Source organism: Methylobacterium oryzae (assembly GCF_021398735.1).
GTDB lineage: Bacteria > Pseudomonadota > Alphaproteobacteria > Rhizobiales > Beijerinckiaceae > Methylobacterium.
On sequence record NZ_CP090349.1, the window covers coordinates 4,784,742 to 4,796,656 of the forward strand.

At 72.0% G+C, this 11,915-nt stretch carries 14 protein-coding genes; 12 read left to right on the forward strand and 2 right to left on the reverse strand.

Annotation, left to right across the window (positions count from 1 at the left end; translation table 11 throughout):
- Positions 1-112 precede the first annotated feature (112 nt).
- From LXM90_RS22845 to LXM90_RS22885, 9 genes are all read left to right on the forward strand, one after another.
- Positions 113-1,411: a glutamate-5-semialdehyde dehydrogenase gene (locus tag LXM90_RS22845; RefSeq protein ID WP_020091480.1), complete on the forward strand. Its 1,299-nt coding sequence runs from the start codon at positions 113-115 to the stop codon at positions 1,409-1,411.
- 19 nt (positions 1,412-1,430) lie between these two features.
- On the forward strand, positions 1,431-2,090 hold the full coding sequence (locus tag LXM90_RS22850) for a nicotinate-nucleotide adenylyltransferase (RefSeq protein WP_026604674.1): 660 nt from the start codon (positions 1,431-1,433) through the stop codon (positions 2,088-2,090).
- Between the two features lie 129 nt (positions 2,091-2,219).
- Positions 2,220-2,552, forward strand: coding sequence for a ribosome silencing factor (rsfS, locus tag LXM90_RS22855; protein WP_085986769.1), 333 nt, complete (start codon positions 2,220-2,222; stop codon positions 2,550-2,552).
- A gap of 15 nt (positions 2,553-2,567) precedes the next feature.
- Positions 2,568-3,062: a 23S rRNA (pseudouridine(1915)-N(3))-methyltransferase RlmH gene (rlmH, locus tag LXM90_RS22860; protein WP_020091477.1), complete on the forward strand. Its 495-nt coding sequence runs from the start codon at positions 2,568-2,570 to the stop codon at positions 3,060-3,062.
- Positions 3,063-3,074: 12 nt separating this feature from the next.
- The gene (locus LXM90_RS22865) at positions 3,075-4,430 is read left to right on the forward strand and encodes a murein hydrolase activator EnvC family protein (RefSeq protein ID WP_234081063.1); all 1,356 of its coding nucleotides are present in this window, start codon (positions 3,075-3,077) and stop codon (positions 4,428-4,430) included.
- Positions 4,430-5,767 carry a S41 family peptidase gene (locus LXM90_RS22870; protein WP_020091475.1) on the forward strand — a complete coding sequence of 446 codons (1,338 nt, stop codon included), beginning with the start codon at positions 4,430-4,432 and terminating at the stop codon, positions 5,765-5,767. Before LXM90_RS22865 ends, LXM90_RS22870 begins: the two co-directional genes overlap by 1 nt.
- 175 nt (positions 5,768-5,942) lie before the next feature.
- Positions 5,943-7,178, forward strand: coding sequence for a divergent polysaccharide deacetylase family protein (locus LXM90_RS22875; RefSeq protein WP_020091474.1), 1,236 nt, complete (start codon positions 5,943-5,945; stop codon positions 7,176-7,178).
- Positions 7,179-7,272: 94 nt separating this feature from the next.
- On the forward strand, positions 7,273-7,827 hold the full coding sequence (locus LXM90_RS22880) for an RNA pyrophosphohydrolase (protein WP_020091473.1): 555 nt from the start codon (positions 7,273-7,275) through the stop codon (positions 7,825-7,827).
- Positions 7,828-7,851: 24 nt separating this feature from the next.
- Positions 7,852-8,481 (forward strand): DUF2939 domain-containing protein, encoded by a 630-nt coding sequence (locus LXM90_RS22885; RefSeq protein ID WP_234081064.1) that lies wholly within the window; start codon positions 7,852-7,854, stop codon positions 8,479-8,481.
- Between the two features lie 29 nt (positions 8,482-8,510).
- Here the strand turns inward: LXM90_RS22885 and LXM90_RS22890 are convergent, their stop codons facing one another.
- A complete protein-coding gene (locus LXM90_RS22890; protein ID WP_020091471.1) occupies positions 8,511-8,897 on the reverse strand; it encodes a hypothetical protein in 387 nt (128 codons plus the stop codon).
- Positions 8,898-8,921: 24 nt separating this feature from the next.
- On the reverse strand, positions 8,922-9,353 hold the full coding sequence (locus LXM90_RS22895; protein WP_020091470.1) for a response regulator: 432 nt from the start codon (positions 9,351-9,353) through the stop codon (positions 8,922-8,924).
- A 207-nt stretch (positions 9,354-9,560) separates the two neighbouring features.
- Between LXM90_RS22895 and LXM90_RS22900 the strand changes: the two genes are divergently transcribed.
- The 3 genes from LXM90_RS22900 (at position 9,561) to LXM90_RS22910 (ending at position 11,862) form a co-directional block, all read left to right on the forward strand.
- Positions 9,561-10,235, forward strand: a complete 675-nt coding sequence (locus tag LXM90_RS22900) for a YoaK family protein (protein ID WP_026604673.1) — start codon at positions 9,561-9,563, stop codon at positions 10,233-10,235.
- A complete protein-coding gene (locus tag LXM90_RS22905) occupies positions 10,232-11,245 on the forward strand; it encodes a WD40 repeat domain-containing protein (RefSeq protein WP_234081065.1) in 1,014 nt (337 codons plus the stop codon). The genes LXM90_RS22900 and LXM90_RS22905 overlap by 4 nt, the downstream gene beginning before the upstream one ends.
- Before the next feature lie 92 nt (positions 11,246-11,337).
- Entirely contained in the window at positions 11,338-11,862 is a 525-nt protein-coding gene (locus tag LXM90_RS22910) for a DUF2937 family protein (RefSeq protein ID WP_020091467.1), read from the forward strand.
- Positions 11,863-11,915: the final 53 nt, after the last annotated feature.

Sequence of the window (11,915 nt, forward strand, 5' to 3'; positions counted from 1 at the left end):
TCGCCACCGTTCCCGGCCCGGCACTCTTGTCGAGACGGCGTTCGATGTGCAAATACGGCGCTCTCCCCCGTCCGGGCCGCGCGCGCGGCCGTCGACAACCGAGGACGCCAGCGTGCCCGTCCTGAACCTGAGATCGGACTTCGCCGAGGCCGACGCCCTTCCGGAGCAGATGGCGGCGATCGGCCGCCGCGCGCGGGCGGCGGCGCGGCGCATGGCGCTGGCCTCGGCGCGGACGAAGGACGTCGCGCTCAAGCTGATCGCCGAGCGGATCCGCGCGAGCCGCGACGAGATCCTGGGCGAGAACGCCCGGGACGTGGCCGCCGCCCGGAGCGCTGGCCAGACCGCCGCGCTGATCGACCGTCTCACGCTCGACCCCGGGCGCCTCGCGGCCATCGCGGACGCGGTCGAGAAGGTCGGGTCGCTCGCCGACCCGGTCGGGCGCCAGCTCGCCGCGATCGAGCGGCCGAACGGCCTCCTGATCGAGCGCATCGCGGTGCCGCTCGGCGTCGTCGGCGTCATCTTCGAGGCGCGCCCCAACGTGACGGCGGATGCCGGCGCGCTCTGCCTCAAGGCCGGCAACGCCGCGATCCTCCGGGCCGGCTCGGACAGCCATCGCAGTGCGATGGCGATCGCGAAGGCCATGAGCCGCGGGCTCGCCGATGCGGGCCTGCCGGAGGACGCGATCCAGCTCGTGCCGACCCGCGACCGCGCCGCGGTCGGGCTGATGCTCGCGGGCCTCGACGGCTGCGTCGACGTGATCGTCCCGCGCGGCGGCCGCGGCCTCGTGGAGCGCGTCCAGGCCGAGGCGCGCGTGCCGGTCTTCGCCCATCTCGACGGTATCAACCACGTCTACGTCGCCGCGGCGGCGGACCTCGACATGGCCCGCAGCGTGCTGCTCAACAGCAAGATGCGTCGCACCAGCGTCTGCGGCGCAGCCGAGACCCTGCTGGTCGACCGCGCCTGCGCGGCGACGCATCTCGCGCCGCTGGTCCAGGCCCTGCTCGACGCCGGCTGCGCCGTCCGGGGCGATGCCGCGACGCGCGCGGTCGATCCCCGTGTGACGGACGCTTCCGAGCAGGACTGGCACACCGAGTACCTCGACGCGATCATCGCGGTGCGGGTGGTGGACGGGATCGAGGCCGCCATCGAGCACATCGAGACCTACGGCTCGCATCACACCGACGCGATCATCACCGAGAACGACGCCGAGGCGACCCGTTTCCTGGCCGAGGTCGACTCGGCGATCGTCACCCACAACGCCTCCACGCAGTTCGCCGACGGCGGCGAGTTCGGCTTCGGGGCCGAGATCGGCATCGCCACGGGGCGGATGCACGCGCGCGGGCCGGTGGGCGTCGAGCAGCTGACCACGTTCAAGTACCGGGTCCACGGCAGCGGCCAGATCCGCCCGTGACGCGCACTGACGGTTCGGCGTGCGGCTGACCCTGCCGCCGAGCGCTCCCGGCATGCGGATCGGCCTCTACGGCGGATCCTTCAATCCCGCCCATCTGGGCCACCGGCACGTGACGCTCGCGGCCCTGCGTCGGCTCGGGCTCGACCGGGTCTGGTGGCTGGTGAGCCCGGGGAACCCGCTCAAGAGCCGGAGTGCTCTCCCCTCCGTCGCGGCGCGGTGCGATCAGGCGCGCCAGATCGCCCGGCACCCGCGGATCGCCGTGACCGGGATCGAGGCTGCGCTCGGCGTCCGCTTCACGGTGCAGACGCTGCGCTTCCTCACGCGCCGGTGCCCGGGCGTTCACTTCGTCTGGGTCATGGGAGCCGATTCCCTCGGGACCTTCCATCGCTGGAAGGGCTTCGCCGAGATCGCCCGCCTCGTGCCGATCGCCGTCATCGACCGGCCCGGCTTCACCATGACGCCGCTGAGTGCCCGCGCGGCCCGACGCCTGGCCGGTGCCCGGGTCCCCGAGGCGGCGGCGTCGACGCTCGCGCTGCGGTCGCCGCCGGCCTGGATGTTCCTGCACGGGCCGCGCTCGACCCTGTCGTCCACGCAGATCCGCGCGCGCACGGGTCGGGGGACGGCGCCGCCGAAGCCTGCGCGGTTGCAATCGCGGCCCGATACCGCCAATTTCACCTGATCCCGCAAGGCCCGACGTCGCCGTGCGGCAGAACGAGGAACCAGGACTCTGCCCGAAACCAGTCACACGGAGACGATCCGCACCCCCGTCCAAGCCCCGGTCGAAGCCGGTCAGGCGCGCTCGGACGACCTGAAGGCGCTCGCCCTCGAATGCCTCGACGACATGAAGGCCGAGGAGACGATCGCGATCGATCTGGCCGGCAAGACCTCGCTCGCCGACACGATGATCATCACGTCGGGTCGCTCGCAGCGTCACGTCGGCTCGATCGCCGACAAGATCATCCAGGAAATGAAGAATCGTGGCTACGGGAACGCCCGGGTCGAGGGCATGCCGGCCTGCGACTGGGTGCTGATCGACGCCGGCGACGTGCTGGTGCACATCTTCCGCCCCGAGGTCCGCGGCTTCTACAATCTCGAGAAGATGTGGGGCGCCGACCGCCCCGTCGGGATCGCGGCCGGCTAGGCCGGATCCGAATCCGTGCGCCTGGTCCTGGCCGCGGTCGGACGGCTGAAGGCCGGGCCGGAGCGCGAACTCGCGTCACGATATCGCGACCGCGCCGCGCAACTCGGACGCGGCCTCGGCTTCCCGTCCTGCGACAGCGTCGAGATCCCGGAATCCCGCGCCCGCCGCGCCCCGGACCGGTGCGTCGAGGAGGCGGCGGCGCTCGCGACCCATCTGCCCGCGGGCGGTGTCCTCGTCGCCTACGACGAGCGCGGTCGGGCCGATCTCGCCAGCGAGGCCATGGCCGAGCGCGTCGCCGCTTGGCGCGACGCGGCCCGGCCGGCCCTGGTCGTGGTGATCGGCGGCCCGGACGGGCTGGACGCCTCAATTCGGACGCGCGCGGAGCTGATCCTGTCGTTCGGGGCCGCCACCCTGCCCCACGGACTCGTTCGCGTGCTCGCCCTCGAACAACTCTATCGCAGCCTCACCATCCTGGCCGGTCACCCGTACCATCGCGGTGAGGCGGGCTGAGCGGCCGTGAGGATGTCCGAGCCCGAGTCGAAGCCTGGGTCGCGGCGCGCGCGCGCGGCACTCGCCCTGCTGGCCGCGCTGTCGATCACTGTCGCCGCGCGCGCCGAGACCCCGAAGCCCACGGATCCCGAGGCGATCCAGCGGGCCAACGAGGAGCGGGAGCGCCGGGCCGAGAACCTGAAGCGCGTGCAGGACGCCCTCGCCGCCAGCGCCGGACAGCGCGCGCAGTTCGAATCCGAGATCGCGGCGATCGGGTCCGACCGCGCGAAGCTCGACACCGCCCTCCTCGACGCGAATCGACAGGCGCAGGCGACGGAAGACCGCCTCAGCCGCCTGGAGGAGCGCCTGAAGGCGATGAGCGAGAGCGAGGCCGCGATCCGGCACTCGCTGCAGGGTCGGCGCGGCATCGTCGCCGAGATCCTGGCGGCGCTCCAGCGGATGGGCCGCCGCCCGCCGCCGGCGGTGCTGGTGAGCCCCGAGGACGTGCTGGCCGCGATCCGGACCTCGATGCTGCTCGGTGCCGTGGTGCCGGAACTGCGCGGCGAGGTGGACACGCTCGCGGCCGATCTCGCGGAAATGATCAGGCTGCGCGGTTTGATCGCGCAGGACAAGGAAGGCCTCTCGAACGACCTCGCCGGCTGGGCGCGCGAGCAGCAGCGCCTGCAGGCCCTGGTCGCCGCCCGGCGCGCGCGGCAGGCGGAGGTGGAGAGCGGCCTCACGGCCGAGCGGCGCCGCGCCACCGAGCTCGGCGCGCAGGCCAAGAACCTGAAGGACCTGCTCGACCGCACAGAGGCGGAGGTCGCCGCGGCGAAGCGCTCCGCCGAGGAGGCCAAGGCTGCCGCGGAGCGCGAGGTGCGCATCACGCAGGAGCGGTTCGCCGCGGCCGGCTTCCGCGATCCGGCGCGGCTCGCGCCCAAAGTGCATTTCGCCGAGGCGCGGGGCGAAGTGCCGCGGCCGGTGAGCGGACGCGTCGCACGCGGCTTCAATCAGCCCGACGGCAACGGCGGGACGACCCGCGGCGTGTCGTTCACGACCCGCCCGAAGGCGTCGGTCTCGTCCCCGGCCGACGGGTGGGTGCAGTTCGCCGGGCCGTTTCGGTCCTATGGCCAACTCTTGATCATCAACGCGGGCGACGGCTACTATCTTCTGCTCGCGGGAATGGACCAGATCAGCGTCGAGGTCGGTCAGTTCGTGCTCGCGGGCGAACCGGTCGGCAGCATGGGCGACAGGGGTGGGGGTCCCGGCGGGTCCGAGGGTGATCCCACGCTCTACGTCGAGTTCAAGAAGGACGGCGGCTCCATCGATCCGGAGCCGTGGTGGGCGAAGAGCCAGAATAATACGGTACTTGGCGAGAAGGTTCGCGGCTGATGCGCAAGACTTCCCTGATCATGCTCGGCGCCTTCCTCGGTGCCGGAACGTCCATGGTGGCGACCCAGACCGACTTCTTGTCGGGTCCGCGGGCCGTGGCCGCCTCGGCCGAGACCTACCGCCAGCTCAGCCTGTTCGGCGACGTCTTCGAGAAGGTCCGCACCGACTACGTCGAGAAGCCGGACGAGTCGAAGATGATCGAGGCGGCCGTCAACGGCATGCTGACGTCGCTCGACCCGCACTCGAGCTACATGGACGCCAAGGCGTTCCGCGACATGCAGACCACCACCCGCGGCGAGTTCGGCGGCCTCGGCATCGAGGTCACGATGGAGGACGGCTTGATCAAGGTCGTCACGCCGATCGACGACACCCCGGCGGCGAAGGCGGGCCTGCTCGCGAACGACATCATCACGCAGATCGATGACGACCAGGTCCAGGGCCTCACCCTGAACCAGGCGGTCGACAAGATGCGCGGCCCGGTCAACTCGAGCGTCAAGCTCAAGATCAGCCGCAAGGAGTCGAAGGACCCGATCGACGTCACGCTCACCCGCGACGTGATCAAGATCAAGCCGGTGCGCTCGAAGATCGAGGGTGGCGACGTCGCCTACATCCGCCTGACCCAGTTCAACGAGCAGACCTTCGACGGGATGCGGGCCGCCATCGACAAGCTCACGGGCGAGATCGGTGCCGACAAGATCAAGGGCTACATCGTCGACCTGCGCAACAACCCGGGCGGGCTGCTCGATCAGGCCGTGATGGTCTCCGACGCCTTCCTCGATCGCGGCGAGATCGTCTCCACCCGCGGCCGCAACCCGGACGAGACGCAGCGGTTCTCGGCCAAGGCCGGCGATCTGACCAAGGGCAAGCCCATCGTGGTGCTGGTCAACGGCGGTTCCGCCTCGGCCTCCGAGATCGTGGCCGGCGCCCTTCAGGATCACAAGCGCGCGACCATCATGGGCACGCGCTCCTTCGGCAAGGGCTCGGTCCAGTCGATCATCCCCCTCGGCGGCTCGGGCGCCCTCCGGCTCACCACGGCGCGCTACTACACGCCGTCGGGCCGCTCGATCCAGGCCAAGGGCATCGAGCCGGACGTCGAGGTCACGCAGGACGTGCCGGACGAGCTCAAGGGCAAGGACGAGACCAAGGGTGAGGCCGGGCTGAAGGGCCACCTGAAGCAGAAGGACACCGACGAGCGCGGCGGATCCTCCGCCTACGTCCCGCCGGATCCGGCCAAGGACAAGCAGCTGATCTCGGCCGTCGACTTCCTCCACGGCATCCAGAAGGGCGCCGCCAACGGCACGCCCGCGCAGCAGCAGAAGCCGAGCCTGCCGAACTGATCGCGCGGTAACCCCGCGCCGCTCTGACCCGATCCCGTCCGGCCTCCCGCCGGGCGGGATTTCCCGTTCTGGGACCGGGCGTTAGCGGAACGTTAACCATACCCGGCCGCAATGGATGCGAGGGTTGGGACCGCGCCGACCGGCGCAAGAACCGCGATCCCGTATCGAGAGCCGCTTGACCGAGTCCACCGACGATATCCTCACGCGCCCCCTCGGGGTGCCGGAGGCGGCGCCGGAGCAGCCCGCAGGCCGGATCGGACGGCTGATCGCGGCTGCCCGCAGGCCCCAGGTCGCGGCCGCGGCGCTCGCGGCCGGCTTCGCGGTGGCGGCCGGCCTGGTGCTCGCGCTGGGCGACCCCCAGGGCGGTGAACCCCGGGTCCAGGTGGCGATCGCGACGCGCGAACCCGCGCCCCATCCGGCCGCACAGGCCCCCGTCGCCCAGCAGCCCCAGGTCATCACGACGGCGCCGGGAACGGCGCCCCTCCAGCGCAGCGCCGAGGAGGTCGAGACCGCGTCCGGCGTGACGGTCGTGCGCCCGGCCGGCAGCGGGCCGAGCGAGGCGGTGGTGATCCGCGTGCCGCCGCCGAGCGCCCCCCGTCTCGCCCAGGCCCCCGACCCGCGGATCAGCGAGGCGGGCCGCCACGGTCTCATGCCGAAGCTCGGCGAGGGCCGCATCCGCGCCCTCGACGTCTACGCCCGGACCGAGGAGGCCGGCAGCGGGCCGCGCATCGCGATCGTGGTGACCGGTCTCGGCGTCGGTCAGGCCGCGACCGCGGGCGCCACCGCGCGCCTGCCCGCCGCCGTGAGCCTCGCCTTCCTGCCCTACGGGGGCGAGGCCGAGCGCGCCGCGGCGCGCGCGCGGGACGCCGGCCACGAGATCTTCCTGCAACTCCCGATGGAACCCTTCGACTATCCCGACAGCGATCCGGGTCCGCAGACGCTGCTGTCCGCGCTGCGGGGACCGGAGAACGCGGACCGCCTCGCCTGGGCGATGAGCCGCTTCCCGGGCTACGTCGGCGCGGTGAACTTCATGGGCTCCAAGCTGATGGCCGACGCGGCTTTCGAGCCGGTCCTGCGCGAAATCGGTGCCCGCGGTCTCGGGTTCCTCGATGACGGCACGGCTCCGAAACCCGCGGCGGCGCCCGCCAACAAGGGCAAGACGCCGGTGGCCCGTGCCGAGATCGTCCTCGACGCCACGCCGCGCGCCGACGCGATCGACGCCGCGCTCGCCCAGGCCGAAGCCCGGGCCCGCGCCAACGGCTTCGCCCTGGTCTCGGCGACCGGGACGCCGCTGAGCATCGATCGGATCGCCCGCTGGGCGAAGGAGATCGACTCGCGCGGGCTGCGCCTCGTGCCGGCGAGCGTGGCGCTGCGGGGCGCCCGCGACAAGCGGGTCTCGACTGCCGATTGAGCGTGTCCGTGTCCAAAGTCAGCGCAAGTAGATCCGGCGCCTTCCGGGCCGGTGAAGACTTGGTCGACGTTGCCGCCTCGCCTCCCCCTGACCTATGGTCGCCGCGATGGTAACGGATTCCGACCCGGGCATCGCCCTGCCCTACCGCCCCTGCGTGGGCATCGCCCTGATCGCGCCGTCCGGCGGCGTCTTCGTCGGGCGCCGCAGAAAGGATGCCGGTCCCGAGCACGTCGACGGTCCGCACATGTGGCAGATGCCGCAGGGCGGCATCGATCCCGGCGAGGACGCGGAGGCCGCCGCCCGCCGCGAGCTCTACGAGGAAACCAACGTTCCGCCTGAGGCCGTGAAGCTCCTGGCCGAGATTCCGGACTGGCTCCCCTACGATCTGCCGCCGGCGGTGATGAAGCAGGCTTGGAAGGGCCGCTACCGCGGACAGACGCAGAAATGGTTCGCCTACGGCTTCGTCGGCAGCGAGGATCTGATCGACGTGCTCCGGCCCGGCGGCGGCGCCCACAAGGCGGAGTTCGACGCCTGGCGGTGGGCGCGATTTTCCGAGCTTCCGGACCTGATCGTTCCCTTCAAGCGGCCGGTCTACGAGCGCGTCGTCGCCGCCTTCGCCGGCCTCGATCGATGGGCGGCGCGGTCATGACCGCGCGGACGGGGCGCTGAGGCCGTGCGCTGGCTCGCGGTCCCGGTCGCCCTCGCCCTGGCGTGGCTCGCCTTCACGATGAGCCCGCTCTGGTCGCTCTACGACCTGGCGCAGGCGGTGCGCCGGCACGATGCCGCCTATGTCGAGAGCCACGTGAACTTCCGGACGCTGCGCCTGTCGCTCGTCCGGCAGATAACCGCCGCGATGCGCGCGGCGTCCGAGACCGATCCCGACCTCGAGCCCCGCGACCGCCAGCGTCTCAACGACGCCGCCTACGGCCTCGGCCTGGCGCTCGCCGAGACGATGGTGACGCCGGAGACGGTGATGGACCTGCTGGCCAATGGCTGGCCCGACAAGCTCGACCTCGAGCGCCCGGCCGGCACACGGCCGGAGGGCCTGGTCATCCGCGGCCTCGGGCGGCTAATGCCGTACTACGCGGCCCTGGAGATGCGCGGCTTCCGCGCGGTCGTGATCCCGATCCCGCCGGAAGGGTCGCGCGCCGAGCGCACGCGGATCCGGCTGCGGCTGCGCGGCCTGAGCTGGCGCCTGGTGGATATCGAGATGGCGGAGATGCTGCGCGCGCAGATCGCCGCCAAGCTCAGCCGCGCCCTGGCACGCGCCAAGATCGGGGCCAGTGCCGGCGAGGAGCGCTGAGAGGGCGCGGCAGCCTGGACGGCGAGGCGCTATTTCGCCTTCGGCTCGCCCGGCGCGTTCTTGGGCTCGCGCGCCGCGGCCTTGGGCTCGCGCGCCTCGATCAGGTCCTCGGCCTTCTCCTCGTCGGTGTCGCCGCTCTGCTCGATAGTCTTGCCCGGATTAGCGAGCAGGGAGCGCACGATCCCCAGCAGAACCTCGCACTCGCCGGGGAACTTGTAGCTCTCGAGGACGATCGCGGCGTCGCGCAGAGTCCGCAGATCGCGCACCAGCTGGGCGTTGGCGTCCTCGCGCAGCTCGCTTTTCTTGGCGATAGCCTCCTCGATCTGCGCGCCCTTCACGTCGCAGGCGGCCCGGGCCGGCGATGCGACGACCGCGGCGGCGAGTGCGAGACCGAGTGCGGGAAGAGAGCGCCACATGGCGGGTATCCTCGAAGATCCAGTTCAGAGGGTGTGCAGGGGCGCGGCGCGCAGGACATCCTGCGTCAGCGCCACGAGTTGGCTCGGACGGTAGGGCTTCGGCACGAAGACCGAGCCCGGAACGGCCTCGCAGCCCGCCAGGGAAGCCCGGCCCCCGGAGGTGTAGACGACCGGGAGGTCGGGCGAGAGCCGGCGGGCGCACCGGGCGAGCGACAGGCCGTCCGTGTTGCGGGCCAGATCGATATCGGTGAAGAGCAGGTCGACGCTCTCCCGGGCCAGGATCGCCTCGGCTTCCCAGGCATCCGCGGCGGTGAGCACCCGGTACCCCTCTTCGAGGAGCGCCTCGGCGGCCAGCTCGCACACGGTCGGCTCATCCTCGACGACCAGGATCGTGGCGGCGCCCCGGTCCGGGACGGGTAGGGTCGGGCAGACGAACGCGGCGGCGAACGGAACCATGACGCAACTCCCACTCACCCGGCGGGGGCACGGTGTTCCCGAGCCGGATCGCTGGGGCAACGACCCCTTCCGACGCGGCGTTCACCGTGTTTGCATCGAATTGCTCGGGTTTGGTGAGCGGCGCGTTAACCGCGGCCCGTCACCCCTGAACGAAGGCATCCGAATGGTTAACAGAGCGTTACCGATCTGCGACCGCGGGGCCGAACCGTGAACCGCCCGGCTCAGTTGGGCGTCGGCCTGCTCCTCACCGGTATGGCCGGCTACGTCGACGCCCTCGGCTTCGTACGGCTCGGCGGCCTCTACACATCCTTCATGAGCGGCAACACCACGCAGCTCGCCGTTCTCGGCGCCCAGGTCGAGCTGCACCACATGATCCTCCCGGCGATCCTGATCCTGGCGTTCCTGACGGGATCGGTCCTCGGGAGCGGGCTGGCGATCCTGGTGCCGCCGCGCTGGGCGACGCCGGCGGTCCTCGCCTACGAGTCGCTCCTGATCCTCGCCGGTCTGGGGCTCGGACTCCAGTCGCCCGAGCTCGGCGTCGCGGCCTTCTTCGTCGCCTTGGCGATGGGATCCCAGAACGCGGTCCTGGCGCAGGTGAAAGGCTTCCGGGCCGGCACCACCTTCGTCACCGGCGCGCTGTTCAGCCTCGGCCAGAAGATCGCGCAGGCCCTGACCCGCACCGGAGATCCGCTAGGCTGGCTCGGCGACGCCTCCGTCTGGATCTCGCTACTGTTCGGCGCCTACCTGGGCGCGCGGGCCTATCAGCAATTCGGTCTCTACGCGCTGATCGCCCCGGCGGCGATCTCGGGTGGCCTGGCGTTGATTACCGCCTTCCTGGTCTTGCGCACCGCGCCGCCGGCCGCAAATGTCCCCCCGACATGAGCAGCCCCGTCAGCAACCCGTCCCTCACCAGTCACGTCGCCACGCTGGAGCCCGGCGAGCACGTGCTCGCCGCGCATTTCCTGAAGGACGTGCCGGCCCTGGCGCTCAGCGACGGCACGGTCGCGCTGGTGCGGGAGGACGGGATCGCCCGCGTCGCCGCCCATCCCGACAGCGGGATCCTCGTCGCGGCCGGCGGAGTCGACCGGCTGCTCACCGGGGGCGACGACGGCCGCGTGGTGGCGATTCGCGCCGACGGCGCGACGGAGCAGCTCGGCCTCGCCAAGGGCGGCGCCTGGATCGACGCGCTCGCCGCCCATCCCGACGGTGCGGTGGCGTGGTCGGCCGGCCGGACCGTCGTGGCCCGCGACGCGAAGGGCCGCGAGAAGACCTTCGAGGCGCCGTCCTCCGCCCGCGGCCTCGTCTTCGCGCCCAAGGGCTACCGGCTCGGCGTCGCCCACTACAACGGCGTGAGCCTCTGGTACCCCAATCTGGAGACGCCCGCAGAGGTCATCACCTGGAAGGGCTCGCATATCGACGTCACGTGGTCGCCGGACGGGCGCTTCGTAGTGTCGACCATGCAGGAGAACAGCCTGCACGGCTGGCGCCTCCAGCCGGACCGCGGGCACATGCGGATGTCGGGCTATCCCGGCAAGGTCCGCTCGATGTCGTGGTCGTTCGACGGGAACTTGCTCGCCACCAGCGGGGCCGAGGCGGCGATCGTGTGGCCCTTCGACTCCAAGGAAGGTCCGACCGGCAAGGCCCCGCGGGAATGCGGCGTCCGCCCGGCCCGTGTCTCCCGCGTGGCGTTCCACCCGAAGGCGCCGGTCCTGGCCATGGGCTACGAGGACGGCTGCATCCTGCTCGTCCGCTTCACCGACGCGGCCGAGTTGCTGGTGCGACCGGCCGTCCAGGGGAGCGGCGTCACGGCGCTCGGCTGGGACGCGCGCGGCGGCCGCCTGCTGTTCGGCTGCGCCGACGGCAAGGCCGGCCTCCTCACGCTGCCGGGCTGAGACGCCGGGTCAGGGGTCGTCGCACCCGCGGCTGGAACCACCGCCCCGCGCATGCTCTTTGTCGGGGGTCGATTCCCCGCCGGAGGCCAGGCATGTTTCGCGTGTTCCGCACCTTCGGCCTCGCCCTCGGCCTGCTCGGAGGCTTGGTCGCCGCGCAGGCCCCAGAATTCGCGCAGCAATACGCGCAGCGCCTCGGGGGCGCCGCGGACGAGCTCCGTCGGCAGGTGGCGGTCCTCGAATCCGACGCGCAGGCGTCCGGGACGACGCGCGAGGGCGCCGTCGACCGGCTGCGCGCCAACCCGGACCAGCTCGTCGCCCGCCGCGGCGAGGCCGCGCGGGCCGACATCGCCCGTCTCGCCCGCCTGAGCGCCCAGCAGCAGGCCCTGAGTGCGGCGACGAGCCCACTCGGACGTGTGGTGGCGATGCTCCGCGACCCTGACGTGCCGGTGGCCGAGGCCGCCTATCACGACTTCAGCCCGGCCGTGCCCACGAACGCCGACGGCTTGGCCGCGGGTCTGATCGGGTTCTTCGTCGCGTGGGGCGGCTGGCGCGTCGCCTCGGATGTCGGCCGGCGGGCCGCACGCCGGCGCCCGCGGGAGACCGCGACCGTCGCCTGAGCGCCGTTCGCGCGGGCCAGACTGTGGCGCAACGTCTACAGCAGCTTGCGCGA

Excerpts from the sequence above, each read along its gene's own strand:
- LXM90_RS22880 (WP_020091473.1), top strand. The coding sequence starts at position 7,273 with ATGGTCGCCGCGATGGTAACGGATTCCGACCCGGGCATCGCCCTGCCC.
- LXM90_RS22865 (WP_234081063.1), top strand. The coding sequence starts at position 3,075 with ATGTCCGAGCCCGAGTCGAAGCCTGGGTCGCGGCGCGCGCGCGCGGCA.
- LXM90_RS22870 (WP_020091475.1), top strand. The coding sequence starts at position 4,430 with ATGCGCAAGACTTCCCTGATCATGCTCGGCGCCTTCCTCGGTGCCGGA.
- LXM90_RS22890 (WP_020091471.1), bottom strand. The coding sequence starts at position 8,897 with ATGTGGCGCTCTCTTCCCGCACTCGGTCTCGCACTCGCCGCCGCGGTC.
- LXM90_RS22905 (WP_234081065.1), top strand. The coding sequence starts at position 10,232 with ATGAGCAGCCCCGTCAGCAACCCGTCCCTCACCAGTCACGTCGCCACG.
- LXM90_RS22895 (WP_020091470.1), bottom strand. The coding sequence starts at position 9,353 with ATGGTTCCGTTCGCCGCCGCGTTCGTCTGCCCGACCCTACCCGTCCCG.
- LXM90_RS22910 (WP_020091467.1), top strand. The coding sequence starts at position 11,338 with ATGTTTCGCGTGTTCCGCACCTTCGGCCTCGCCCTCGGCCTGCTCGGA.